This is a genomic window from Aeromonas rivuli, from assembly GCF_000820045.1.
In the GTDB taxonomy this organism is placed as follows: Bacteria; Pseudomonadota; Gammaproteobacteria; order Enterobacterales; family Aeromonadaceae; genus Aeromonas; species Aeromonas rivuli.
Map to the genome: position 1 here is coordinate 17,427 of NZ_CDBJ01000100.1, position 25,994 is coordinate 43,420.

Below are 25,994 nucleotides of genomic sequence, written 5' to 3' on the forward strand. Positions count from 1 at the left end.
CTCATTGCCCTGTTACCAGTAGTTTTCCGAGCTGATCTGACCCGGGGTACGGCGCAGATTTTTGGTCAGGCCCTGCTCAATCAGGGAGAGCTGGGTCGCCTTGACCATCTCGGGATTGCCGCAGATCAGTACCTGGCTCTGCTCGGGGCTAAAGCCCAGCCCCACTCGCTCTTGCAGGGCGCCGCTGTCGATGGCCGCTGGAATGCGACCCGCCATGGCATCCGGCCAGGGCTCACGACTGACGAAGGGCACATAGTGAAGCCGCGAGCCGAGCTGACTCTTCAGCGCGGCGATCAACGGCTGATAGCTGAGCTCTTCCCCCTTTCTTACCCCGTGCACCAGGATCAGATTCTCGAAGCGCAGCTCGGCCTCCCCCGCAGTCAAAAGCGAAAGGAAGGGACCGATGGCGGTGCCGGTGGAGAGCAGCCAGAGATCCCGTCCCGCCGGGATCTCATCCAGGGTGAGAAAACCGGTCGCCTGGGATTGCACCAGCAGTGGATCCCCCACGGCCAGGGCGCTCAGCGCGGGGGTCAGCTCGCCACCCGGGATCTCGACCAGATAAAACTCGTGATAGGGGGATGATGGCGGGTTAACGAAGGAGTAGGCGCGCTGAATGCGGCGCTCGCCCTGCTCGAGGGCCAGCTTGGTGAATTGCCCCGCTTGATAGGGGAGCAGCGGCGCTTCCACCTTCAGGGAAAACAGGGTATCCGTCCACTGGATACGCTCGATGACATGCCCTTCTACCCAAGCCGCCATGGAAACCTCTCTCGTTGCAACAGTCCCTTACTCTAACTCGGTGCCCCAAAATAAAAAACCCGCGCCGAGGCGCGGGTTTTCTTCTGCAAAAGCGAATCGCTATTACAGAGCAACAACCTGGATCTGTACGGTTGCCTTGACGTCAGCGTGCAGCTGAACAACAACTTCGTACTCGCCGGTGTTACGCAGAACGTTGCCCATACGGACTTCGCTCTTGGCAACAGCAACGCCGGCAGCAGTGATGGCATCAGCCACGTCACGGGTACCGATGGAACCGAACAGCTTGCCTTCGTCACCAGATTTGGAGGCGATAACAACAGCAGCCAGTTCACCCAGCTTGGCAGCGCGCTCTTCAGCGGCAGCTTTACCGGCAGCCAGTTTGGCTTCCAGTTCAGCACGGCGAGCATCGAAGGTCTCGATGTTGGCCTTGGTAGCCATAACGGCTTTGCCTTGCGGGATCAGATAGTTACGGGCGTAGCCAGCTTTAACGTTGACTTGATCACCCAGACCGCCCAGTTTGGCGATTTTGTCGAGCAGGATAACTTGCATTACCTTTCCTCTATGAGAGTTGAGTTAGGCTTAAGTGCCGGACCGATTCTTACTTGTTGTGCAGATCGGTGTACGGCAGCAGAGCCAGGTAACGAGCACGCTTGATGGCGCGTGCCAGCTGACGCTGATACTTGGCGCGAGTACCGGTGATACGGCTCGGTACGATCTTGCCAGATTCAGTGACGTAGTTTTTCAGAGTAACGATATCTTTGTAGTCGATCTCGGTAACGTTCTCGGCAGTGAAGCGGCAGAACTTACGACGACGGAAATAACGTGCCATGGCCTTTATCCTCTATGTCAGTGATCTAAGAATTACTCTTCGGAAGAAGCTTCAGTCGCTTCTTCGCGGCGCTCGTCGTCACGACGTGGGAAGCGCTCTTCTTTGGCCTTGGCCATCGGAGAAACTTCAGTCACAGCGTGCTTGGTGCGCATGATCATGTTGCGGATAACGGCATCGTTGAAGCGGAAGTTGGTTTCCAGCTCATCGATAACGGCTTGCTCTGCTTCTACGTTCAGCAGAACGTAGTGGGCTTTGTGCAGCTTGTCGATCGGGTAAGCCAGTTGACGGCGGCCCCAATCTTCCAGGCGGTGAATAGTGCCGCCGGCAGTGGTGATGGCGCCAGTGTAACGCTCGATCATGCCGGGGACTTGCTCGCTCTGGTCCGGATGAACCATGAAGACGATTTCGTAATGACGCATTTTAGCTCCTTACGGATTAATTCAGCCTCCGCCCAGGTGCAGCCAGACCTCGGAGGCAAGGAACGTATGGTGTTTAGACGCTGCTTTCATAGGGCGGCGTATTGTACGAAATCGACACACCGACTGCAACTGGCCGTTGTGATTTTGATAGCCGATAGTTTCTCCTGCCGCCCCCTTCTGCCCACGCCAGAGCCACAGGCATTACTGGCCGAGTAAATAACGGCTCTTTCCTATCGATCCCATCCAAAAACCCAATTGATAATAGTTATCAGTTACAGCTATGCTAGGGCTATATCCTTATGGAGGGTGCCGTTATGCAACCCGCAGTCAGTGCCATAGTGACCCAGCGCAAACTCAGATTCAGCCTGTTGGGCCCCGCCTTTATCGCCGCCATCGGCTATATAGACCCGGGCAACTTCGCCACCAATATCCAGGCGGGCTCCACCTTCGGTTATCAACTGCTGTGGGTGGTGGTCTGGGCAAACCTGATGGCCATGCTGGTACAGACCCTCTCGGCAAAGCTCGGTATCGTCACCGGCAAGAACCTGGCCGAACACATTCGCGACCGGCTGCCCAGACCGGCGGTCTGGGCGTACTGGGTACAGGCGGAGATCATCGCCATGGCGACCGATCTCGCCGAATTCATCGGGGCGGCGGTGGGCTTCAAGCTGCTGCTCGGCGTGACCCTGATGGAGGGGGCCTGCATGACGGCGGTGATCACCTGGGGCATTCTCATGTTGCAGAGCCGCGGCCAGAAGCCCTTGGAGTGTGTGGTCGGCGGCCTGCTGCTGTTCGTGGCAGCCGCCTATCTGGTCGAGCTGATGCTCTCCCGCCCCCATCTGCCCAGCCTGCTGGAAGGGGCCCTCTTCCCCGGTCTGCCCAACAGTGAGGCCATCTACCTGGCCGCCGGCATCCTGGGCGCGACAGTCATGCCCCATGTTATCTATCTGCACTCGGCGTTGACCCAGCACGGCGAAGGGCAAGGCTCGGTCGACCAGCGTCTGCACAGCACCCGGGTCGATGTGGCCATTGCCATGACCATCGCCGGTTTCGTTAACCTGGCCATGGTGGCCATGGCCGCGGCGGCCTTCCATGCCACGGGTAACCAGCACGTGGCCGAACTGGAGTCCGCCTACCAGACGCTGACCCCCTTGTTGGGTCAGGGGGCGGCCACCCTGTTTGGCCTCTCCCTGGTCGCCTCAGGCATCTCCTCCACCGTGGTGGGAACCCTGGCGGGCCAGGTGGTGATGCAAGGCTTCGTGCGCTTCACCATTCCGCTCTGGCTGCGCCGCCTCATCACCATGGCTCCGGCCTTCATCGTGATTGCCATGGGCCTCAACACCACCGAAGTCCTGGTACTGAGCCAGGTGATCCTGAGTTTTGGCATAGCCCTGGCGCTGATCCCGCTGCTGATGCTGACCGGGGAGCGGGCCCTGATGGGGGAATATCGCAATCATCCTGTCACCCAGGCGCTGGGGCGTCTCATCGTCGCCTTGGTCATTGGCCTCAACGCCTACCTGCTGGTCTCCCTGCTCTGATCTCCCCCAGGCTCATTAACCCAAGTTAATGAGCCTGGGCCCCCTTTGCGCTATCCTGCCCTTCAATCCCATTGCAGGAGTGTCCCATGCACCATACCCGCGCCAGCTTCGTGCTGGGTCATCACAACGAGCTGGCTAAGGTGATCCATTGCCAAGTCGGTGAACCGACCCTGCTGGTGACAGACCTCAGCCCCTTTCACCCCCAGAGTCATCTCTGGCCCGATCAGCCGGGGGATATGGGCAGGGTGCGCTGGGAGGGGGGTGAGGCCAAGGTGGCCCCCTGTCGCATGGGGGCTATCAGCCCTGCGGGTGAACTCTTTGTCGATCTCGATATACCCGTGAAGCGGGGTGAGCCCGGTTGGGCGTTCGTGGTGGTTCACCCCTTGTCCGGTCGATATGACCTGGCAGTCGGCACCGAGATAAGCCTGCAGGTGGATAGCGAGCGACGCCTCGCCCTTAGCCTGGGCCACAGCGGCTGCCACCTGGCGGCGCTGGCCCTCAACCGGACACTCGTCCCTTACTGGCGCAAGGAGGTGAGCGAGCGCGACGCCCTGGATCAGCCCGACTTTGACCGCCTCGCCATCCAGACCTCGCGGGTCGAGTCCATGGGCTCCCAAGAGCAGTACCGGATCGGCAAGAGTCTGCGCAAGAAAGGTATCAACGGCGAGGCACTGCTGGCAGCACTCGAACAGATTGAAGGCAAGGTCAACGATCAGCTGGCGAAGTGGCTGGCGGCTGGAGGGGCTATCCGTCGCAGCCGGGCTGGCGAAGCCATCATAGACTCGCGCTATTGGCACTGTGCACTCGAAGGCCAGGAGGTGACTATCCCCTGCGGGGGTACCCATGTGACCGATCTGGCCGAATTGGGCCAGGTGCGGGTGCAGCTCGCCCCCTGCGAGGAGGGCTTTACCCTGATCACCCGGGTCACTCCTTAAGCCAAACATCAGGCCGGTAGCATACCGGCCTGATGTAGTCACCCATCAGCCGAGGCGGATCAACAGGATACCGCAGAGGATCACCAGCGCGGCCCACAGCCGTACCCGACCCAGTTTCTCCCCCAGCCAGCACCAGGAGAGCAGCACCGCAAACAGCACGCTGCTCTCGCGCAGCGCCGCCACCAGCCCGATGGGCGCCTGGGTCATAGCCCAGATGACGATGCCGTAGGCCAGCAGTGACAAGACGCCGCCGAGGGCGCCGGTGCGCCATGCCGCGAGACTGAGCGCGCGCCAGGCGGTGCGACTCTGCCAACCCATCAGCAGCGGCATCATCAAGGCCGTCAGGGCAAACAGCCAGAGGGTATAGCGCACCGGTTCTCCGGCCGAGCGGGCGCCAGCCCCGTCGGAGAGGGTATAGGCGGCGGTGAACAGCGCCGTGATCAGCACGGCACGCAGGGCCGCAGGCGCCAGTCTGACACCACCGCGCCAGGCCATCAGCAACACCCCGCTGATCAGCACCAGGGCACCCGCTATCGCCATCCCACCGGGCACCTCCCCCAGCAGCAGAGCCCCGAGCAAGAGGGTCACCAGGGGGGCACTGCCACGGGCCAGGGGATAGACTTGGCCAAACTCTCCCAGCCGATAGGCACGACCGAGAAACAGGCAGTAGCCGCAATGCAGCAGGATGGAGAGTGCCAACCAGGGGTATTCGGCAGGCGCTGGCAACCCCACCAGCGGCAAGAAGGGGGCGGCAAACAGCCCGGAGCAGAGGGAGACCAGCAAGACGCTGACCCGCCCCTCGGCCTGACGCTTGGCCAGCGCATTCCAGAGGGCATGCAGCAGCGCGGCCAGCAAGATGGCCGCAAAGAGGGTGGATGTCACGACGGAGTTCCTGTCACTATGAGCGAGGCAGGCTACCCTATTTTCGGTGCCACAACCGGGATCGGCCTCATAAGCTGCTCATATGAAAAACCGGCAAGCGGCCGGTTTTTCATTGGCAGGAACACAGAGCGCGCTAGCGCAGGCGACGCTGCCAATGGATGGCCAGCAGGATGAAACCCACGCCGACCCAGAGGTTCCAGCTCGGGATCTCGCCAAACAGCCAGACCCCCAGCAGCACCACGAACATCAGCCCGGAGTACTCGGTCGTCGCGATGCGGTTGGCCTCGACCTGCCGATAGGCATAAATGCAGCTGGCATGGTAGAGCAGTTGCATCACGCCGCTGCCCCCGATCAGCACCAGCAAACGCCAATCCACCGGCTGCCACTGATGCACCGCCAGCCCCGCCGTCAGCGGCAGCGCCAGCAGGTTGGCCCAGAACAGGGTCGCCACCACAGAGATACCCGCTGGCAGCTTGCGACCGGTGACATTGAACAGTGCCAGGGTAAAAGCCGTGACCAGCGCCCCCAGCCCGGCCAGATGGAAGTCCCCCGGTTTGAGTACAAATACCACCCCGAGCAGCCCCATCCCTCCCAGCAGCCAGACCCGGGAATTGATCTTCTCCTTGAGCAGCCAGGCCGCCAGCGGCAGGGTCAACAGGGGAGAGACATAGAAGATGGCGTTGGCCGTGGCGAGCGGCAGCTGGGTCAGGGCCAGCATCATGCCCCCACCGCCGATCAGACAGAGATGGCCGCGCAGCAGGTGCCATTTCCAGGCCCCCAGTCCCCAGGCCGCTCTCGGCACCCGCAGCATGAAAGGCAGCAACACCAGCAGGGTCAGCAGCTGGCGCAGGAACATGTATTGGAAGGGACTGAAACCGGGGCCGATCAGCTTGACCAGCACATCGGAGAAGGCCTGGGCCAGATTGCCCAGCACCAGGGTGATGATGGCGAAGGTTTGCAGATCGAGGGCGAAGCGCTTGCGGATCAGCTCCATCGCCCCTCCCCATTCAGGACAGGGGCAGTCATAAATCGGTGAAGCAGCAAGGCTTTCGGATCTTGTTCAGTATTTATCGCAAGATTTGCCACTTTAGGATGCCTCTGCCGAATATTGTCGATTAATCATTCAAAGAATACGGACTAAGTCCGAGAGAGGCATCCGTTTTTTTTACTACCTCAAGACATAATAATTTCATTGTTATGCCAAAAAGGCATTAGAGGTCCTGAGGGTTGCGCACAAGGTCGCTCACCCTCAGGGGCGAACCATGCCGATGTGCAGTATGTCATCTTCGAGATAGGCCTCCCCCTCGGGTCGATAGCCGTGACGGCCATAGAACCCCTGCAGCTGCGCCTGGGCACCCAGGTAAATGGGCGCCTGGGGCCAGAGCCGTTCGCACTCGGCGCTTGCCGTTTCCATCAACTGATGGCCCAGACCGCCGCCACGGGCCTCAGGCGCCGTCACCACCCGCCCTATCACCGCATGGCCCGGCTTCACGACATCGGGTGCCAGCAGGCGAGCATAGGCGACCAGCTCACCGTCTTGCCACCCCAGCAGGTGCAACACATCGCCGCGCTTGTCCAGCCCATCCAGATCGAGGAAGGGGCAGGTCTGCTCCACCACGAACACCCGCGAGCGCAGTACCAGCAGGTCATAGAGTTCATGTAACGAGAGGGCGTCGAAGCCCTTGAGGGTCCAATCCATAACTGACTCCTTGGGAAGAAGCCGCCAGCATAGCGTCCCGCCAGCGGCCCCGCATTAACCTTGGTTAACGGACGGTAGGGATTTTCATGCAGGGAAAGTGCGAGACGCCTTAGCGAGATCGCAGTCTTTTCCGGATCCGGCTCAGGCTGATGGGGGTGATGCCGAGATAGGCCGCCACCTGATGATCCGGCAGACGGGCATCGAGGGCGGGGAAATGGGTCAGGAAGTGCTGATAACGCGCCTCCGGGGTGCCAGTCAGCAACAACAGCTCCTTCTCCTCCTTGATGCGCAGCTGGACGGCGATCAGATGCTGGTACCAGGCGGGCCAAAGGCGGTGCTGACGCAAGCTGGCGAGGGGAAATACCCGCAGACGGCACGGCTCCAATGCCTCCACGCTGTAGCGGGCGGGCTGACCACTGAGCTGATGATGGAAATCGAGAAACTCATCCCCCTCCCAGTAGAACTCCTTGATGTATTCGCGGCCGTCATCGAGGGCGACCCGGGCTCGCAACAGCCCTTGCTCGACCCTCACGAGCAGGTCAGGGCTCTCCCCTGCCCGCCACAAACACTCTCGCGGCGCCAGATGCTGCAAACGGGCAAAAGAGAGGAGGCCATTGGCCTCCTGCTCATCGATGTGGGGATCCCAGCTAAACAGGGGTCGCTCCATGGCGTTCACTCAACCACGGCGCTGACGCACCACTTCGAACAGGCAGACACCGGTGGCCACCGAGACGTTGAGGCTGGAAACCGCCCCGGCCATGGGGATGCTGACCAGCTCGTCACAATGCTCACGAGTCAGACGACGCATGCCCTTGCCCTCGGCGCCCATCACCAGCGCCATGGGTCCGGTCAACTTGGCCTGATAGAGGTCGTGATCCGCCTCGCCGGCGGTGCCGACCAGCCAGATGCCGCGCTGCTGCAACTCGCGCAGGCTGCGGGCCAGGTTGGTGACCTGGATGAGCGGCACCACGTCGGCGGCGCCACAGGCGACCTTGCGCGCCACCGAAGTCAGGCCGGTGGCCTTATCCCGTGGCACTATCACCGCATGCACCCCAGCCGCATCGGCGCTGCGCAGGCAGGCACCGAGATTGTGGGGATCCGTCACCCCGTCCAGCACCAGCAGGAAGGGCTGCGCCTTCTGCTGCTCAAGCTGGTCCAGCAAGCTGGCCAAGTCATGCTCGGCCAGCTTGGGGGCCTCGATCACCTTGGCCATGATGCCCTGGTGATTGTTGCCTTCGGCTTTATCATCGAGGGTCTTGCGGTTCACGCTCTGCACCTTGAGGCCCAGGGATTCCAGCTCATCCAACAGCGGTTGCAGCCTGTCGTCGTCGCGCCCCTTGAGGGCCCACACTTCAATGAAACGCTCTGGCTCACGTTCGAGCAGGGCGGCCACGGCATGGATGCCATATATCAGTTCACTGCTCATTTCGTACTCTTGGCCTTGTCACGCGCCTTCTTGCTCGGACGGCGGTTGTTGGGTTTGGCGGCCGTGGTCTTCAGGGGTTTGCCCTCCTGACGACGCTCATGGCGGCGATTGCTCTTGGCCTTCTCGCTCTTGATCTCGGCCTGTTTGCGCGCCATCTCCTTGGCATTCTTGCCGGTCGCCTTGAGGGGCTCCTCCACCATGGTGAAGTCGATCTTGCGATCATCCAGATTGACGGCCATGACCTTGACCCGCACCCGATCACCCAGACGATAGCGACGGCGGAAGTTCTCGCCGATCAGCTGCTGATGCATGGGGTCGAACTGGTAGTAGTCATTGTCGAGGGAGCTGATGTGCACCAGACCGTCGATGTGGATCTCCGCCAGACGCACGAAGAAGCCAAAGCCGGTGACGCTGGCGATGACGCCGTCGAACTCGTCACCCACGTGATCCAGCATGTACTCGCACTTGAGCCAGTCGGCCACATCGCGGGTGGCATCATCGGCACGGCGCTCTGTCATGGAGCAGTGCTCGCCCATGGGATCCACTTCTGCCAGCTGATAGTGGTAACCGCCACTCGGGGTCCACTTGTTACGCTGGGCCGCCTGCTCCTTGGCCGCCTGGAACTTGATGGCACGGTGCAGGATCAAATCAGGATAACGGCGGATCGGCGAGGTGAAGTGAGCATAGGACTTCAATGCCAGACCGAAGTGACCTATGTTATCGGCCTGATAGACCGCCTGGCGCATGGAGCGCAGCAACATGGTGGAGAGCAGCTCGGCATCCGGACGGCCTTCGAATTTGGCAGCCAGCTCGGCGAAATCTTTCGGCTCGGGTTCCAGACCGCCTTTGAGCTCCAGGCCCAGTTCGGCAAGGAAGCCACGGAAGTTGGTCAGGCGCTCTTCACCCGGACGGTCATGCACCCGGAACAGGGCGGCAGCCTCGTTCTTCTCGATGTAGCGAGCCGCAGCCACGTTCGCCATGATCATGCACTCTTCGATGATCTTGTGCGCATCGTTGCGCACCAGCGGCACGATGCGATCTATCTTGCGCTGGGCGTTGAAGATGAAGCGGGTCTCTTCGCTCTCGAACTCCACGGCACCGCGCTGATGGCGGGCATGCTTGAGCGCCTTGTAGAGGTTGTTGAGCTCCTCGATATGCCCCACCAGAGGGTCATACTGATGGCGCAACTTGGCATCGCCATCCAGCATGGCTGCCACCTTGTTGTAGGTCAGGCGAGCGTGGGAGTTCATCACGGCTTCGTAGAACTTGTAGCCGGACATGCGGCCGCCGGAGGAGATGGTCATCTCGCACACCATGCAGAGCCTGTCCACCTGCGGGTTCAGGGAGCAGAGGCCGTTGGAGAGCACCTCAGGCAACATGGGCACCACGTACTCGGGGAAGTAGACGGAGTTGCCACGCTGATAAGCCTCACCATCCAGGGCGGTACCTGGGCGAACATAGGAGGAGACGTCGGCAATGGCAACCCAGAGGCGCCAGCCACCACTCTTCTTGGCCTGGCAGAAGACGGCGTCATCAAAGTCGCGGGCATCTTCACCATCTATGGTCACCAACGGCAGGGAACGCAGGTCGATGCGGCCAACTTTGGCTTCTTCCGGCACCTGCTCGCCCAGCCCAGCAATCTCCTTGGTCACTTCATCGGGCCAAGTGTGAGGAATGCCATGGGTGCGCAGGGCTATGTCGATTTCCATGCCGGGGGCCATGTTCTCGCCCAACACTTCCAGCACGGTACCGACCGCATTGATGCGCGCCGTGGCACGCTGAGTGACACGCACCACAACCACTTGGCTCTGGCGAGCGCCCTTGTTTTCCCCTTCAGGGATAACGATGTCCTGGCCGATGCGGCTGTCGTCCGGCACCACGAAGCCCATGCCGTTCTCGACGAAGTAACGCCCGACGATGTCAGCCTCACGCGCCTTGAGCAGACGCACGACGCGCGCCTCCTGGCGGCCCTTGCGATCGATCTCGGTCGGTTGCACCAGCACGTAATCGCCGTGCATCAGCTTTTGCATCTCGCGGTTGTTCAGGAACAGATCCGATCCACCACCTTCAGGGCGCAGAAAACCGAATCCATCTTTATGGCCGAGCACATAGCCTTTCACCAGATTCAGACGATCCGGCAGGGCATAACATTGGTTGCGGGTGAAGACCAGTTGTCCGTCACGCTCCATGGCGCGCAGACGACGGCGAAGGGCTTCCAACGGCTCTTCTTCAGTCAGCTTGAGGACTGTGGCCAGCTCTTCACGGGACATGGGTTTTTCATGACCGCGAATAAGCTCCAGCAGCATTTCGCGGCTGGCGATGGGATTCTCGTATTTCTCGGCCTCTCGTTGGAGGAAAGGATCTTTTTCAGACATAAGCAGGCCTTAGAATAAGTAATGACTCGGCTAGTATATCGGAGGGGGGAGCTAATGGCATCCACCTGCTGCCTTTTACAACATCTCTCTGTCATACTGGCCGAAATTGTGTGCCCCATAAGACATGGAACTCATGAGCAAGGATTCATTCGCGCAGTCCGCCGCCTACCTGAAGCAGGCGGTTCCTCTGATGATCAAGTATCAGATCCCCACCACGCCTGCCAACTATACCCTCTGGTACAGCTATGTGTCGGCCAGCATGCCCGAGCTGAATCACGCCATCGATCAGGCCATCAAATTGCAGGGCACCTGCTCGTTGACGACCTGTGAGCGCCTGTTCCATCAGCATCTGGCGGCTCAGGACGAACAGCAGATCGAAACCATGAAGCTAAGCCTCGCGGCCATGACCAGCGAACTTGGCCATACCATGCAGGATGCACTGTCAGACACCGGCGCCTTTCAGACCATGCTGGATCGCAGCTTCGATCGACTGAGCCAGATCGAGGATGAGGGGCTCAGCCTCGACGATACCATGGGTATATTACGGGATCTGGTGCGCGAGTCTCGCGATGTGCGCATGTCGACCATGCACTTTCGCAGCCAGCTAAGCAATGCCGAGAAGGAGATCAAGGAGCTGAGGGAGATGCTCAACGAGACCCGCAAGCTCGCCAATGAGGATGCGCTGACCGGCCTGCTCAACCGACGCGCCTTCGGACTGGAACTTGAGAGCCTGATCCGCAGCCGTCATCCCTTCTCCTTGATCCTGGCCGATATCGATCGCTTCAAGAGCTTCAACGACGAATACGGCCACCTGCTTGGCGATCAGGTGTTGCGCGCCTTCAGCCAACGCATGCGCGAAGGCTGCCGGGATGGCATCACCGCTTACCGCCTCGGCGGTGAGGAGTTCGCCCTGCTGCTGCCTGGCCGCAACCTCTCCCTTAGCCGTCAGATGGCAGAGAGTCTGCGTCGAGCCATAGAGAAGATGTCGATCCTGGATCGCAAGTCTGGCAAGCGCATCGATCACATCACCTCGTCGTTCGGGGTCGGTGAGTTCAACAGCCAGGAGACGGGGGATACCCTGGTAGAACGTACCGACAAGCTGCTCTACAAGGCAAAGGAACTGGGTCGTAACCGGGTGATGCCACTGGCACTCTGACGGTCTTGTCTGCTTACCCGCCACCAAAAAGAGGGGCCGCTATCAGCGGCCCCTCTCGTATTTGTCTTCCCCTATTACAGGGATTTGAGCTGCTCTTCCGGCAAGGCGAGCGCATCGTTGTGGTTTACACCCACCCCACGAGCCAGCACGTTGCGGGCAATATCCTGAGCTTCATCCAGAGAGTGCATGGCATAGGTGCCGCACTGATAGAGGTTCAACTCGGGGATCTGGGACTGATCCTGCACCTTGACCACATCCGCCATGGCCGCCAGCCAGGCTTTGCCAACCCGCGCCTCATCCGGCGCACCAATCAGGCTCATGTAGAAGCCGGTGCGGCAACCCATGGGGGAGATATCGATGATCTCGACCCCGTCACCGTTGAGGTGATCGCGCATGAAGCCAGCAAAGAGATGTTCGAGCGTATGGATGCCACGCTCGGAGAGGATCTCCTGATTCGGCAAGCAGAAGCGCAGATCGAACACGGTAATGGTGTCTTTGCTCGGGGTCTGCATTGTCTTGGCCACCCGCACGGCAGGGGCTTCCATACGGGTATGGTCGACGGTAAAACTGTCCAATAACGGCATGTCTGAACTCCTGATTAGTTACGAAAACCAGCCCCCGCTGGAGAGCTGATCCTTGCATTGTCGATACTGGGCTCCGTAGCGCTGGGCACGGGCCTCTACCTTGCGGGAGACCTTCATCAGCCACCCCTTGCTGCGGTAGCTGCCACGGCGATAGCCACCCCAGCCTTCGTGATAATTCAGATACTGGCCGTAGGCATCCCACTTGGAGGTGCCATTGAGCTTCTGAGCCTTGTTAGTGTACCAGCCCATAAAATCGATGGCGTCGGCAAAGTCATCGCGGCTGCTCCAGCTGTTGCCGGTCTCCCGCTGATAATCATCCCAGGTATCATCTTTGACCTGGGCATAGCCATAGGCCGAACTGGCACGTCCCGTGGGGATAAAGAGGAAATACCCCATAGGTGGCTGGGCATCATGTACGAAGGAGGACTCCTGATACATCATGGCCATCACCACCTGGACCGGCGTGCCCCAACGTTTCGACATGTCGAGGGCCGCCTCATGCCAGTCAGGCTTCTCACGAAAGATCTGACACAGATTTTCCGGCTGGGCCGGCGGCGAACTACTGCAAGCGGCGAGCCCCAACGACAGGCTCCCAAGCACGAGGCGCTTCCACATCAGATAGCGTCTTCGTTCTCTTCGCCGGTGCGGATGCGGATCACCCGTTCAACCTCACACACGAAGATCTTGCCATCCCCTATCTTGCCGGTGCGGGCCGTGTTCTGGATAGCCTCGATGCAGGCGTCCAGCTCCTCGTCTTGCACGATCAGCTCAACCTTGACCTTGGGCAGGAAATCCACCATGTATTCGGCACCGCGATACAGCTCGGTATGACCCTTCTGGCGTCCGAAGCCTTTGACCTCGGAGACCGTCATGCCGTTGATGCCAATCTCGGCCAGGGCTTCCCGTACATCGTCCAGCTTGAATGGCTTGATGATGGCTTCAATCTTCTTCATGGTGACTCCTTACCAGTTCTGTTTGCCAAACCCGGATGTGATGGGGTAACGGCGATCCTTACCAAAATTACGGGGCGAGATACGTGGCCCCACCGCGGCCTGACGGCGCTTGTATTCGTTGATGTCCACCAGCCGGATCACCTTGCGCACTACCGCCTCTTCAAACCCTTCTGCCACCATGTCGGCGACCGAAGCATCTTGCTCCACATAGCGTTGCAAGATGGCATCGAGGATCTCATAGGGGGGCAAGCTGTCTTGATCCACTTGGTCAGGGGCCAGCTCTGCCGAAGGCGGCCTGTCGATGACCCGCTGTGGGATCACATAGTTGACGCTGTTGCGGTATTCGCAGAGTTGGAACACCAGCGTCTTGGGTACGTCCTTGAGCACATCAAAGCCGCCCGCCATGTCACCATACAGGGTGGCATAACCCACGGCCATCTCGCTCTTGTTGCCGGTGGTCAGCACGATGCGGCGCCGCTTGTTGGAGATCGCCATCAAGAGCACACCGCGGCAGCGCGCCTGCAAGTTCTCTTCCGTGGTATCCCGGGCGGTGCCCTCGAACAGGGGGGCAAGCTGAGTCATGAAGCCCTCAAACATGGGCTCGATGGAGATGATGTTGAATTCAACTCCCATTCGCTCGGCCTGCTCTTTGGCATCTTCCACGCTCATCTGAGCCGTGTAGCGGAACGGCATCATCACCGCCTGCACCTTGTCATTGCCAATCGCATCGCCGGCGATAGCGAGGGTCAATGCCGAATCGATACCGCCGGACAGACCCAGCACGGCACCCTGGAAGCCATTCTTGGTGACGTAATCACGTACCGCCAGCACCAAAGCCTGATAGACCTCAGCCAAGGGAGCCAGAGGCGCCGCAGGCTCGCGCTCTTTGCGGGGCTGACCATTGTCAAAATGAACCAGCGCCAGTTCCTCTGCGAAGGGAGCCAATCGGTGAGTCAGCTCCCCCTGGCCGTTGAACACCTTGGAACAGCCGTCGAACACCAGCTCATCCTGACCGCATACCTGATTGAGATAGACCAGCGGCAGGCCAGTCTGGCCGCAGCGCTCCGCCATCAGCTCGCGACGGATCCAGGGTTTGTCCTTGTCATAGGGCGAGGCATTGATGGTGAGCAGCAGCTCGGCCCCCGCCGCCTTGGCGGCCATGGCCGGACCCGGTTGCCACAGATCTTCGCAGATAAGCAGGCCCAGTTGATGGCCTCGCAAATTCACCACACAGGTCTCGTTGCCAGCGCTGAAGTAACGCTTCTCGTCAAAGACCCCGTAATTGGGCAAATCTTGCTTGAAATAGCGGGCCAGCAGTTCACCGTTATCGTACAAGGAAGCGGTATTGTAGAGTTTGCCATCCTTGCGCCAGGGGTGGCCCAGCAAGATGGCACAGGAGCCCTGCCAGGCGGCAATGCGAGCCAGGGCCGCCTCGACCCGTATCATGAGATCGGCGCGCAGCAAGAGATCTTCCGGCGGATAGCCGGTCAGGGCCAGTTCGGAGCAGACCAGCAGATCGGCCTCTTGTGCTGAGGCTTGCTCGGCAGCGGCCAGAATTTTGTCACAGTTATCTTCGATGGCGCCTACCGTCAGGTTTAACTGGGCAAGCATCAGGGAGAGGGCTTTTGCCATGGCGATGCATCTTGAATTCGAAAATGATGGGGAATAATAAAGAAAAGGCGCTGGCTGTGCCAGCGCCTTGGCTCCCGCGACGGACCTTAAGGGGAGGGGGAGGAGCAGGTCAAGTTGGCTGCGTTGGTGACGCCATTGTCGACCAACAGAGTGCAGGGGCCATTGATGACCTGAGAACCATCCGCTGGCGGAGCCATGGGAATGCTTAACGTGCTCGGCCTCAGAAGGAAGTTGATATTACCACTCCCAGAATGCGAGAAACTAACCACCAAAGTACTATTCTGCTCTGCCGTGCAAACATATATACCAACTTGGTTGGTACTTGCAGGCTCATCAATATGGCAAGAGGAAGAGGGGTAAATATCCAAGTTTTTGAAATAATCTTTATTACAAGCTTTTGGTGCTGGATTCTGTTTGCTGGTTTGTTCCAGGCATTGCACCTTGCCGGTCACCGTCAATGTCGGTTGAGCCACTACTGTGCTGTCAACTTTGACCGCCAACTCGGTACTGAGTGCCAAGCTCTGATCCCTGGGGGAAATAAGCGTCGCCGTCACCCCAGAATTGCCCTGATAAACCGTCGCCTTGACCTTCACACTCTGCAGTACCTGACTGCTGTCTTTGGTTGATTTCTTGGTCGTCAGATAGCCACGACTGTAGCTGCCAAAATAGTAGTTATTGAGATCGACTATGGTATCGATCGGCTCATTGCTGATGGTACCGTAATCGGTCACCGCTCCCGTTAGCTGACCACTGAGTGGCGTCATGGACCATTCCGCCAGCATAGTCAGGTTGATATCCTGAAAAGGCACCTTGGCCAGATAACCGGCGACACTGGTATCTATACCGCTCAAATAAGTCGGATCGAGAATGTCGACATAAATGCCGCGGGCGATCAGCTGCCGGGTACCGGTATTGACAGTAATGGCGGTCGCCGTATCACCACCACCAGCCGCATTGGTAGCAAGCCAGTCGCTAAATTCGCTGATGGTCGGAGCCGTTGCCGTGGGGTTGGAGGTCCAGTTCAGAGTCTGCTTCTGCCAGTCAACATAAGCCTTGACCACATATTTGATGTAATTCTCATAACTTATCTGATTGGCTGCTGTGGCAAGAAAATCCGAGGTAGTCACTATCACTTTGATCAGATTCCAATCTGGAATGGGGCGATAATAACCATCCAGTCGCACAAAGCGGCAAGCATCGACATAGTTACCGCTGACAGCCTCCGCCAGTGCACTGTTATAGCGCTTGCGGCTGGTGTTGAGCGGGGCATAGTAGTTGGTGAATCCCGTCCCCGTTCCGTCGAAGTGATCCGTGCAGCAACTGGCACACAATGCTGGCTGATTATTGCCACTGACGGTGCCACTTGGCTTGCTCTGCAGGGCGCCGACTTTCCAATAAAGCTGACCCGTCGCCGTCTTGTACACTTGCCCAGGCAGATACGTGCTCGCAGTAGAGCCAGAGGTACAGGCACAGCTGACCGAGGCAATATCCTGCTGGATCTGCTGGGTATTCCCCTGCCCGACAGGCTGATAGGTCATGGTTTCAAACTGAACCTCCTTGCCAATGGTACTGTTCTTGGCGCTGACGGTCGGTGAGGGTTTGCTGGTCTCCTGCTTGCTGCCATTGCCAAGGTCTATCGAGATGACATCGGGAGCCACTCCGGGGGTATAGCTGATTTTGGGGCCTGCCCGAGTGACATCCAGACCGCCAGCGATTTGACTGAGAGTCAGCGACTGAGACGGGGAGGCGTAGCCCACCAAGGTGATATTGGGAGTCGCCCCTTCGCTGTTGGTCCAGCTGACCACGGCCCTGATCTCTTTGCGTCCGGGGTAATTCAACAGATAGCCCACCGGGGCTGTCGCTTGCCACGCGGAGGTGGCGCTATTCCAGTACTGATTGGCCACAGTCCATGCCAATGCATAATTGTCGCCTGACTGGCTCTTGCTTGCGGTACCGCTCGCGATGGCGCTATAAGCGGTGAGGGGGGCTGTGGCCGTTACCAGATTATTGAAGTTGCGAAACTCGTCCAGCTTTGATTCGGCAAGCCGCATGGCAATCTCATAGCGGCGCCCATCCTGAGAGGCCGTCAGCGCCGACTTGGATAAGGAGATCAACCCCACAACACCGACCCCCAACACCACCAGGGTGACCAGAATCTCCAGCAGGCCAAATCCTTTTTGCCTTTTCATCTGCATATCCTCTACCAGTCGCGCCAGCTACCGGGTATCTGTTTCAGGGTCTGAAAGGCAGCCCCCGTTTTTATGTTGCTCAAGGCGGCCTCATCATACTTGGCATCATAGGTACCATTGGCCTTACCCAGCTTGAAATTGGCGGCAAGGGCACCATTGACGATGGCCCCCCCATTTAATTTGATGTCTGTGGTTGCCGTGGCGGGATGGGAGGAGTAGGCAAAAATCAGGCCATAGAGCTGGTTATTGCCGTTGATACTCAAGCTGCCATCCTTGATGATCAGCACCACAGGCGCGGCTTGAGTACCAATATTGGCTCCAGGGCTGCAATCACCCTTGACGATGATGAGTCCGGTGGAGGTTGGTCCCAGGCTGCTGCAGTTATTGACTATCTGGCTGGCCCTTGACTCTATGTTGGCCCAACCGGCAGCATCATCAGTTTCATTGAACAGATACCAAACCAGATCGGTTGGGAAAGCAGGATCGCTGTCCTTGATATCAGATTGCTTATCCCCTTTCTGGCTGATATTGGCACTGCAACCGCCAGCATAATCACCTTGATGGCAGGTCTGACCCGAACCATTGTTGAGATCGACATAATCATCGGTCCAGATGGAGAGTGGTACCCCAGGCCCGCCACCATTGGGATTGGCAACTACGGTAAAATTCCCTCCCACCGCCATGCCCCCTGCCACTGTGAGCGGCGCAGCCGGCGTACCGGCCAGCACATTGGTCTGCACGTATTGCGCTTCGACAACAGCTTGCGCCTGACTATTGGCAAGCGTTGCCTGGGCACGCAGCCGTATCGGGGTCACTAATGTGCTGCTACCTGATACCACGGGGAAAGGCGTCATCTCCTCTGCGAGCAGGGTATAGCTGCCTCCTGCACCAGACGGTGACACCGTAATGTTGCCACGCCAGGCTGGAACGCTGCTGATCCGGCCAAACCCATAGGAGATCCCCTGTTCAGCCAATGTCATCACCTGACGATACAGCGCCTCATTCAAGGTCACCCGACGATCGGCGACCAGCAACTTGCCCACCAGCAAAGAGACTGCCAGCAAGATGAGCAGCAGGATCAGGGTCACAGTGAAGGTGGTAAAACCGGACTGAGTTCTCATGCTAGTAACCATCGTTGCGCAGCTTGATATCACGCTGCAGGTTCAAGGTCAGCGCCGTATTATCCTTGTAGCGACCCGAGATATTGAGCTGGATGGCTCTGGCACCGCTTGCCTGGCTACTGGATAGCAAGTTATACGTCAGCGAGGTAATTTCGAGGGTGTCATCGGTTGAGATCAGGCTGCCGCCATTGCAGGCTGCCGTGGCCCCGGTTGCCAATTTAACCCCCTTGCTCGCAGCACTGTAGCTGTAGACCAGGGTTTCTAAACTGCTGGAGGCGCTGTTGTTGAGTACGCCATTGCCATTGTCGTCATAACGCACCCTGATGCAGCGGTAAATCTTGGATCCTGTCGCCGTCTCGTCCAATAGATCAGCTGCCACATCGAAGTAGAAAGGTGACTGTGTTGCGCCGGACGCCAATCGTGTCGCCGTCGCGGCACTGGCGTCGAATCCGGCCCGTTGAATGTCACGTGCCATCATGTCAGTGATCGCCTGTATTTCCTGATTGAGGCGACTGACCTTCATGGCGGTACTGTTGGCCCTGAGCACTGTCGCAAACAGGGCTGTCACAGCCGCAACCAGGATCAGACCTGCCACCATGGCCACCATCAGTTCAACCAGGCTAAACCCTGCTGACCTTCTCAACATGCCGTCACCCCGCTAATGTTGCTGACGGCGCAGGTTCGCACTCGTCCAACATTGTTGGTTTTCACCTGCATGGCGTACGACCCTAGCGTAATGGCTATATTGCCAGCCGTCAGTGTGCCTCGCCGGGGCGATATATTGAGGGGTCTGATATTGGTGGCTGACTCACTGTAGCTGCCAACCAGACTGATGCCTGGAAACTCGCCAGCATCAACCCCTTTGCGCCCCTCAATGGAAGAACACGCATCGGCACAGCTGGTACAGGAATCATCGATATGAATGCGATAGCACCAGTTGCTGGTGCCGCTGTTGAAGATGAGGAGATTCAATGTCTGGTTGCGCTTGATAGCTTCTGACTTAAGCAGCATGACATCGGTATAGATGGCCTGGGTAACAGCCCTGACCAGTTGCTCCTGACGCAGTGATTGATAACTGGGGATGGCGACCACCAATAGCAACGCAACCACCAGAGTGGCGACCATCAACTCAATCAGGGTAAAACCACGGGATCCTTTCCCTTGCATCACCATTTTTGTCCAGACTCCCTGTCTGTGTGCCTTCATCCATGTGGAGGAAACAGCCCATACTATTCTATAGTATCAACCCGCCTCCCAAACCATGCCGACTATGAGAAAACACGCCAGAGGAATGACATTGATTGAGCTTATGGTGGCAGTAGCCATAGTGGCCATCATAGCCGCCATCGCCTATCCCAGCTTCACGGACGGCTTGCGCAAGTCTCGCCGCGCAGAAGGGTTCAAGGGCCTGCTGACCATGCAGCTCAAGCAGGAGGAGTACAGGGTCAGCAACAGCAGCTACAGTCCAACCCTCAGTGCCGTCGGCAATCCTGCCAGCGACTATTACAATTTCAGCATATCGGGCGCCTCTGCAACCGGCTATACCCTGATTGCTACCGCCAAGGGGGCCCAGAGCGGGGATAATAGCGGGGCGACCAGCTGCAACACCTTGACCCTCACCAAGGCTGATGCCAAGACACCCGCAGCCTGCTGGAAATAGCCCTGCTGCGCCATGAAAAAAGCCCATCACCAGGATGGGCTTTTTGTCAGATGATGCGCAGTTCAGGCGGCACTTCGAACACCACATTCTCTTCGCGGCCCGGGTGTTCGGCTACGATCTTGCCCCCCAGCTCACGCAGCCGGGCGATGACATTCTTCACCAGTACCTCAGGCGCCGAGGCACCCGCCGTCACACCTATGGTCTTGACCCCCTCCAACCAGACTGGCTCTATCATGGTAGCGTCGTCGATCAGGTAGGCACGGGCCCCCACTTTCTCGGCTAGCTCGCGCAGGCGATTGGAGTTGGAGGAGTTGCGCGAACCGACCACCAGCATGGCATCCACCAGCCCGGCCATTTCCCGTACCGCATCCTGGCGGTTCTGGGTGGCGTAGCAGATATCGTCCTTGCGCGGCCCCTGGATCTTGGGGAACTGCTTGCGCAGGGCATCGATGACATCCGAGGTCTCATCCACGCTCAGGGTGGTCTGGGTGACAAAACAGAGATCATCCGGGTTCTTCACCTTGAGTTTGACCACATCGTCCGGCGTCTCCACCAGATACATGCCGCCCTCAGGGTTCTCATACTGCCCCATGGTGCCGATCACCTCAGGATGGCCTGCGTGGCCAATCAACACGGCTTCTGAGCCCTTGCGGCTAGCACGGTGGACTTCCATGTGCACCTTGGTCACCAGCGGACAGGTGGCATCGAATACTTTGAGGGCACGGGACTTGGCCATCTCGCGCACTGTCTTGGCCACGCCATGAGCGGAGAAGATGACGATGCTGTCATCGGGCACCTCATCGAGCTCCTCGACAAAGACGGCCCCTGCATCCTTGAGCTTGTTCACCACATAGCGGTTATGCACCACTTCGTGGCGCACGTAGATGGGAGCACCGAATTTTTCCAGCGCACTCTCGACGATGCTGATCGCACGATCGACACCAGCACAGAAGCCACGGGGATTAGCCAGTAGAATATCCACTATCCATGCACCTCTTCTACGTCATCGACGGCCAGGATCTCCACCTCGAAGGTGACGGTATGACCGGCCAGGGGGTGGTTGAAATCGACCGTGACCGACATGCCTTCCACCGCCCGCACTATGCCGGGCAGCTCGCCGCCATTGGGCTGGTCGAAGACGATGATGGCGCCGACGCTGGGCTCCACATCCGCACCGAATTTGGCTCGGTCCAGATGGTAGATGTTGTCCGGGTTGGACAGACCAAATGCCTGCTCCGGCGCCAAGGTGAAGCTCTTGGCCTCCCCTTGCCGCAGGCCCAGCAAACACTGCTCGAAGGTATCGGTCAGGCTGCCATCCCCCATCGTCAGACGGGCCGGTTTGCCGTGCAACTGAGTGCTGTCGGCGACGGAGCCATCTTCCAGCTTGATGGTGAAGTGGAACAGCACAGTGCTGTCATGGCTGATGAGCTTGCTCATACCGACTCCTTGCCGTGCTTGTTCGCCGCCTTTTCGCTTCGAAAACCTTCCAGCACTATCATGGTCGCACCGATGAAGATGAAGCTGTCGGCCAGGTTGAACGCAGGCCAGTGGGAACGCTGCCAGTAGAAATCGAGGAAATCGACTACATGGCCCAGCACCAACCGATCGAACACGTTACCAAGGGCCCCGCCGATGATGAGCGAATAGGCGATACCGCTCCAGCGCATGGTCACCGGCTGCTTACGCAGCCAATGTATCAGCAGGCCACAGATAGCGAAGGCCAACAGGGCGAAGAACCAGCGCTGCCAGCCCCCCTGCTCGGCCAGGAAGCTGAATGCCGCGCCCTTGTTGTAGACATGCACCAGATTGAAGAAGGGGGCGATCTCCACCCCCGGGTAGCCAAACGGCAGCATCTTGACCACAGCCAACTTGGTCGCCTGGTCAAGGATGAAGGCCACAACCGCCAGCCACAGCCAGCGCAGGCCACTCTTTTCATGAGTCATCTTCATCAGGCAAATTGACGAGCTTCGCCGTCACCCTCAACGTTGCTGACGCAGCGGCCACAGATCTCTTCGTGACCTGCTATGGTGCCCACGTCTTCCACATGGTGCCAGCAGCGATCGCACTTGGCGGCCGCAGACTGGGCTACATTCAGCCACAAATCGTCACGCTCGGTCGCAACGCTGCCTTCCGGCATGCTGTCTGCCAGGACTACGTTGGCCTTGGAGGTAAGCAGCACGAAACGCAGCTCGTCGCTCAGGGCATTGAGCCGCTCGGCCAGAGCAGGCTTGGCGAACAGGGTCAGCTCGGCCTGCAAAGAACCGCCGATACGCTTCTCACCACGGGCGGCTTCCAGGGCCTTGTTCACCTCACCGCGCACGGTCAGGATCTCGGCCCAGAACTCATCCCCCATCTGTTCACCGGCAGCCAGGCCATAGAGGCCGTCATACCACTCTTCGGTGAACACGAACTCGCTACGCTCACCCGGCAGCAGCGCCCAGATCTCATCGGCGGTGAAACTCATGATGGGCGCCATCCAGCGCACCATAGCCTCGGCGATGTGATACAGCGCACTCTGGCAGGAACGACGGGCCAGACCATCAGCCTTGGCGGTGTATTGACGGTCCTTGATCACATCCAGATAGAAGGAGCCCATCTCGATGGAGCAGAACTGCATCAGCTTCTGAGTCACCCCATGGAAGTTGTAGGACTCATACGCTTCGATGATCTCGGCTTGGACAGCCTGAGCACGGCCCACGGCCCAGCGATCCACCACCACCATGTCGGCGGGTGCCACCATGTCGGTTGCCGGGTTGAAACCGCTGAGGTTCGCCAGCAGGAAGCGGGCTGTGTTGCGGATGCGGCGATAGGCATCGGCGCTGCGCTTGAGGATCTCGTCGGAGACCGTCATCTCGCCGGTATAGTCGGTGCTGGCTACCCACAGACGCAGTATGTCGGCACCCAGTTTGTTCATCACATCTTGCGGGCTGACCACGTTACCGATGGACTTGGACATCTTGCGACCCTGACCATCGACGGTGAAGCCGTGGGTCAGAACCTGGTTGTAGGGCGCCTTGTTATTCATGGCCACCCCTATCATCAGGGAAGACATGAACCAGCCACGGTGCTGATCCGAACCTTCCAGATAGAGGTCGGCGGAGTGGCCGTTGAACTCGGGGCGTGCAGCGACCACAGAGGAGTGGGTCGAGCCCGAATCAAACCAGACATCCAGGGTGTCAGGCACCTTGTCGTAGTTGTCGGCGTCGGCTCCGAGCAGCTCGGCCTTGTCCAGATCCCACCAGGCCTGGATGCCTTCTTGCTCGACCCGCTTGGCAACTTCGTGCATCAGGCGCACGGATTCCGGGTGCAGCTGCTGGGTCTCTTTGTGGACGAACAGAGAGATGGGCACACCCCAGGTACGCTGACGGGAGATACACCAGTCCGGGCGATTCTCGACCATGGCCTGGATGCGGTTCTTGCCCCACGCCGGTACCCAGCCGCTCTGACCCTGCTGCGCGATACCATCTTGTTCGATGCGCTCAATCTCGGCCAGCGCCTGCTTGCGCAGCCCTTTCTGTTCCATGCTGATGAACCACTGGGGAGTAGCACGGAAAATGATTGGGGTCTTGTGACGCCAGCAATGGGGGTAGGAGTGATTGAACATCTTGTGATGGAGCAAGGCACCATGAGTCTTGAGCACTTCGACCACTGCGGTATTGGCCTTGAACACGTGCTGGCCGGCGAACAGCTGGGTATCCGGCAGGTAGACGCCGTTGCTGCCAACCGGGTTAGCCACTTCCAGACCGTACTTCTGGCCGACCACGAAGTCTTCCTGACCGTGACCAGGTGCCGTGTGCACGGCGCCGGTACCAGCATCCAGGGTGACATGATCACCCAGTACTATGGGCACATCAAAGTTGTAGAACGGGTGCTTGAAGCGCAGCAGATCGAGGGCTGCGCCCTTGGCATAGCCCAGATTGTGGAACTTCTCGAACCCGGCACGATCCATCACGTCCTTGACCAGATCGGCGGCCAGGATCAGGCGCTCCGGGTGCTCACCTTCAACCTGGACCAGGGCATAGTCCAGATCCGCATGCAGCGCGACGGCACGGTTGGCCGGCAGGGTCCAGGGGGTGGTCGTCCAGATAACGACGGAGAGCGCGCCACGGCCAAAATGACCCTCGGCACAGTCGAACTTGGCCGCCACGTCAGCCTCATCGACGGCCCTGAAACGCACATCGATGGAGGGGGAGTCCTTGTCGTAATACTCCACTTCGGCTTCAGCCAGGGCGGAGCCACAGTCGGTACACCAGTGCACTGGCTTGGAGCCTTTGTGCAGGTGGCCGTTGTCGACGATCTTGGCCAGGGAGCGGATGATGTTGGCTTCGGTGCCAAAGTCCATGGTCAGGTAGGGTTTATCCCAATCCCCCAACACGCCCAGACGGACGAAGTCGGTCTTCTGGGCCTCAATCTGGGTCTTGGCGTACTTGCGACACTCGGCGCGGAATTCGGCAGCGGAAACCTTGACGCCAGGCTTGCCAACCTTGCCTTCCACTTTCAGCTCGATGGGCAGACCATGGCAGTCCCAACCCGGCACATAGGGGGAGTCAAAACCGGACAGCCCCTTGGACTTGATGATGATGTCTTTGAGGATCTTGTTGACCGAGTGACCGATGTGAATGCTGCCGTTCGCATAGGGAGGACCGTCATGCAGGATGAATGAAGGCTTGCCCGCTTTGGCGCGGCGAATCGCCCCGTAGAGATCCTGATCGTACCAACGCTTGAGCATACCGGGTTCGCGCTTGGCCAGATCGCCACGCATCGGGAACTCGGTTTCCGGAAGATTCAGGGTGTGTTTATAGTCGCTCATCAGTCCTGGGTTCCCTTCTTTTCTAAAAGAGTGCTGGGTAAATTGAATAACGGCAGCCCAAACCAGGCTCGGGCTGCCTGGGCATCTCGTTCGATCTGCTCTTTCAAGGCGGAGAAAGAGGCAAATTTTTGCTCTTCGCGCAGTTTGTGGCGAAGCAGCACCTTGACCTGTTGACCGTAGAGATCGCCAGAAAAATCAAATAAATGTACTTCCAATCTGGCCTGCGAGCCGCTCAACGTCGGCCTCACACCCACATTGGCGACACCGGGGAATAGATTGCCGGAACATACCACTTCCACCGCAAACACGCCACCGACCGGGCTGACCCGGCGCTTGAGGGCAAGGTTGGCCGTCGGAAAACCTATGGTGCGCCCCAGCTTGTCACCATGAGCCACCCGGCCAGTGATGGCATAGGGACGACCGAGCATCAGTTCCACCTCGGCCAGGCGCCCCGCGCTGAGGGCTTCCCGCACTAGGGTGCTGCTGACCCGCTGGCGGGCAAGCTGGAAGCTCTGGGTGCTGACCACCTCGAAACCGTGACGGCGTCCGGCTTGTTGCAGCAGTTGAAAATCCCCTTCCCGGCCCTTGCCGAAGCGAAAATCATCCCCCACCACCAGGTAGCGAACACCCAGTTTCTCGACCAGCAGCTGCTTGATAAAGGTGTCGGCGGACTGGGCGGCAAACTCGCGGCTAAAACGCACGCAAAGCAAACGGTCTATGCGCAGCGCCGCCAGCGCCTCCACCTTCTCTCGCAGGCGGGAGAGGCGGGCGGGTGCGTCATCCCCTGCAAACAGCTCCAGAGGCTGAGGCTCAAACAGCATGACGCAAGCTGGCAGCCCAAGCGCCGCAGCCTTCTCCTGCAAGCGCGTCAACACAGCCTGGTGACCCTGATGGACCCCATCAAAGTTGCCAATGGTCAACACACAGCCCTGGTGACGGGGCTTGAGATTGTGAATACCGCGGATAAGCTCCATCAGTGCCTTGTGTTCTGCTGCTGTCGAAATCGCCGGATTATATATCAGGCGGCGGT

General features: G+C 59.0%; 27 protein-coding genes. 4 read left to right on the plus strand and 23 right to left on the minus strand.

Annotated elements, in window-relative coordinates:
* Positions 1–12: 12 nt before the first annotated feature.
* The 4 genes from BN1130_RS19850 to rpsF form a co-directional block, all read right to left on the minus strand.
* A complete protein-coding gene (locus BN1130_RS19850) occupies positions 13–756 on the minus strand; it encodes a ferredoxin--NADP reductase (RefSeq protein ID WP_042044175.1) in 744 nt (247 codons plus the stop codon).
* Between the two features lie 102 nt (positions 757–858).
* Positions 859–1,305, minus strand: coding sequence for a 50S ribosomal protein L9 (rplI, locus tag BN1130_RS19855; protein ID WP_042044176.1), 447 nt, complete (start codon positions 1,303–1,305; stop codon positions 859–861).
* 49 nt (positions 1,306–1,354) lie between these two features.
* Positions 1,355–1,585: a 30S ribosomal protein S18 gene (gene rpsR / locus BN1130_RS19860; protein ID WP_005313392.1), complete on the minus strand. Its 231-nt coding sequence runs from the start codon at positions 1,583–1,585 to the stop codon at positions 1,355–1,357.
* A 32-nt stretch (positions 1,586–1,617) separates the two neighbouring features.
* Positions 1,618–2,004 (minus strand): 30S ribosomal protein S6, encoded by a 387-nt coding sequence (gene rpsF / locus BN1130_RS19865; RefSeq protein WP_005895384.1) that lies wholly within the window; start codon positions 2,002–2,004, stop codon positions 1,618–1,620.
* A gap of 299 nt (positions 2,005–2,303) precedes the next feature.
* Here rpsF and BN1130_RS19870 point away from each other — a divergent pair, with 299 nt between their 5' ends.
* Complete coding sequence (locus tag BN1130_RS19870; RefSeq protein ID WP_157014122.1) at positions 2,304–3,542, plus strand: Nramp family divalent metal transporter; 1,239 nt, start codon at positions 2,304–2,306, stop codon at positions 3,540–3,542.
* Positions 3,543–3,628: 86 nt separating this feature from the next.
* A complete protein-coding gene (locus BN1130_RS19875; protein WP_042044178.1) occupies positions 3,629–4,477 on the plus strand; it encodes an alanyl-tRNA editing protein in 849 nt (282 codons plus the stop codon).
* 45 nt (positions 4,478–4,522) lie between these two features.
* Here the strand turns inward: BN1130_RS19875 and BN1130_RS19880 are convergent, their stop codons facing one another.
* The 6 genes from BN1130_RS19880 to rnr all read right to left on the minus strand — a co-directional run bounded on the left by BN1130_RS19880 (position 4,523) and on the right by rnr (position 10,859).
* A complete protein-coding gene (locus BN1130_RS19880) occupies positions 4,523–5,359 on the minus strand; it encodes an EamA family transporter (RefSeq protein ID WP_042044179.1) in 837 nt (278 codons plus the stop codon).
* A gap of 133 nt (positions 5,360–5,492) precedes the next feature.
* Entirely contained in the window at positions 5,493–6,353 is an 861-nt protein-coding gene (locus tag BN1130_RS19885; RefSeq protein WP_042044181.1) for a DMT family transporter, read from the minus strand.
* Positions 6,354–6,608: 255 nt separating this feature from the next.
* Positions 6,609–7,058, minus strand: coding sequence for a GNAT family N-acetyltransferase (locus tag BN1130_RS19890; protein ID WP_042044182.1), 450 nt, complete (start codon positions 7,056–7,058; stop codon positions 6,609–6,611).
* 109 nt (positions 7,059–7,167) lie between these two features.
* Positions 7,168–7,725, minus strand: a complete 558-nt coding sequence (locus BN1130_RS19895; protein ID WP_042044184.1) for a Crp/Fnr family transcriptional regulator — start codon at positions 7,723–7,725, stop codon at positions 7,168–7,170.
* A 9-nt stretch (positions 7,726–7,734) separates the two neighbouring features.
* Positions 7,735–8,484 carry a 23S rRNA (guanosine(2251)-2'-O)-methyltransferase RlmB gene (gene rlmB, locus BN1130_RS19900; protein WP_042044185.1) on the minus strand — a complete coding sequence of 250 codons (750 nt, stop codon included), beginning with the start codon at positions 8,482–8,484 and terminating at the stop codon, positions 7,735–7,737.
* Positions 8,481–10,859 carry a ribonuclease R gene (gene rnr / locus BN1130_RS19905; RefSeq protein ID WP_042044186.1) on the minus strand — a complete coding sequence of 793 codons (2,379 nt, stop codon included), beginning with the start codon at positions 10,857–10,859 and terminating at the stop codon, positions 8,481–8,483. The genes rlmB and rnr overlap by 4 nt, the downstream gene beginning before the upstream one ends.
* Before the next feature lie 133 nt (positions 10,860–10,992).
* Here rnr and BN1130_RS19910 point away from each other — a divergent pair, with 133 nt between their 5' ends.
* Entirely contained in the window at positions 10,993–12,015 is a 1,023-nt protein-coding gene (locus BN1130_RS19910; RefSeq protein ID WP_042044187.1) for a GGDEF domain-containing protein, read from the plus strand.
* A 74-nt stretch (positions 12,016–12,089) separates the two neighbouring features.
* Here BN1130_RS19910 and luxS read toward each other — a convergent pair whose 3' ends face one another.
* The 8 genes from luxS to BN1130_RS19950 form a co-directional block, all read right to left on the minus strand.
* The gene (luxS, locus tag BN1130_RS19915) at positions 12,090–12,599 is read right to left on the minus strand and encodes an S-ribosylhomocysteine lyase (protein WP_005895411.1); all 510 of its coding nucleotides are present in this window, start codon (positions 12,597–12,599) and stop codon (positions 12,090–12,092) included.
* 18 nt (positions 12,600–12,617) lie between these two features.
* Positions 12,618–13,214, minus strand: a complete 597-nt coding sequence (locus BN1130_RS19920; RefSeq protein ID WP_042044188.1) for a transglycosylase SLT domain-containing protein — start codon at positions 13,212–13,214, stop codon at positions 12,618–12,620.
* Positions 13,214–13,552: a nitrogen regulatory protein P-II gene (gene glnB, locus BN1130_RS19925; protein WP_005895417.1), complete on the minus strand. Its 339-nt coding sequence runs from the start codon at positions 13,550–13,552 to the stop codon at positions 13,214–13,216. The genes BN1130_RS19920 and glnB overlap by 1 nt, the downstream gene beginning before the upstream one ends.
* 9 nt (positions 13,553–13,561) lie before the next feature.
* On the minus strand, positions 13,562–15,184 hold the full coding sequence (locus BN1130_RS19930; RefSeq protein ID WP_042044189.1) for an NAD+ synthase: 1,623 nt from the start codon (positions 15,182–15,184) through the stop codon (positions 13,562–13,564).
* A gap of 86 nt (positions 15,185–15,270) precedes the next feature.
* A complete protein-coding gene (locus BN1130_RS19935; protein WP_042044190.1) occupies positions 15,271–17,373 on the minus strand; it encodes a prepilin-type N-terminal cleavage/methylation domain-containing protein in 2,103 nt (700 codons plus the stop codon).
* An 11-nt stretch (positions 17,374–17,384) separates the two neighbouring features.
* Positions 17,385–18,494 (minus strand): PilX N-terminal domain-containing pilus assembly protein, encoded by a 1,110-nt coding sequence (locus BN1130_RS19940; RefSeq protein WP_042044191.1) that lies wholly within the window; start codon positions 18,492–18,494, stop codon positions 17,385–17,387.
* A 1-nt stretch (position 18,495) separates the two neighbouring features.
* Positions 18,496–19,140: a PilW family protein gene (locus BN1130_RS19945; protein WP_042044192.1), complete on the minus strand. Its 645-nt coding sequence runs from the start codon at positions 19,138–19,140 to the stop codon at positions 18,496–18,498.
* On the minus strand, positions 19,134–19,661 hold the full coding sequence (locus BN1130_RS19950) for a GspH/FimT family pseudopilin (protein ID WP_042044406.1): 528 nt from the start codon (positions 19,659–19,661) through the stop codon (positions 19,134–19,136). The genes BN1130_RS19945 and BN1130_RS19950 overlap by 7 nt, the downstream gene beginning before the upstream one ends.
* A gap of 103 nt (positions 19,662–19,764) precedes the next feature.
* Here BN1130_RS19950 and BN1130_RS19955 point away from each other — a divergent pair, with 103 nt between their 5' ends.
* Positions 19,765–20,154, plus strand: coding sequence for a type IV pilin protein (locus tag BN1130_RS19955; protein WP_042044193.1), 390 nt, complete (start codon positions 19,765–19,767; stop codon positions 20,152–20,154).
* A gap of 46 nt (positions 20,155–20,200) precedes the next feature.
* On the opposite strand, the gene ispH is transcribed toward BN1130_RS19955, so the two are convergent.
* From ispH to ribF, 5 genes are read right to left on the minus strand one after another with little or no spacing between them, the layout of a single operon-like run.
* The gene (gene ispH / locus BN1130_RS19960; RefSeq protein ID WP_042044194.1) at positions 20,201–21,136 is read right to left on the minus strand and encodes a 4-hydroxy-3-methylbut-2-enyl diphosphate reductase; all 936 of its coding nucleotides are present in this window, start codon (positions 21,134–21,136) and stop codon (positions 20,201–20,203) included.
* Complete coding sequence (gene fkpB, locus BN1130_RS19965; RefSeq protein WP_042044195.1) at positions 21,136–21,591, minus strand: FKBP-type peptidyl-prolyl cis-trans isomerase; 456 nt, start codon at positions 21,589–21,591, stop codon at positions 21,136–21,138. The genes ispH and fkpB overlap by 1 nt, the downstream gene beginning before the upstream one ends.
* Entirely contained in the window at positions 21,588–22,103 is a 516-nt protein-coding gene (gene lspA, locus BN1130_RS19970; protein WP_042044196.1) for a signal peptidase II, read from the minus strand. Before lspA ends, fkpB begins: the two co-directional genes overlap by 4 nt.
* On the minus strand, positions 22,103–24,964 hold the full coding sequence (gene ileS / locus BN1130_RS19975; protein WP_042044197.1) for an isoleucine--tRNA ligase: 2,862 nt from the start codon (positions 24,962–24,964) through the stop codon (positions 22,103–22,105). Before ileS ends, lspA begins: the two co-directional genes overlap by 1 nt.
* The gene (ribF, locus tag BN1130_RS19980; protein WP_042044198.1) at positions 24,964–25,938 is read right to left on the minus strand and encodes a bifunctional riboflavin kinase/FAD synthetase; all 975 of its coding nucleotides are present in this window, start codon (positions 25,936–25,938) and stop codon (positions 24,964–24,966) included. The genes ileS and ribF overlap by 1 nt, the downstream gene beginning before the upstream one ends.
* Positions 25,939–25,994 lie beyond the last annotated feature (56 nt).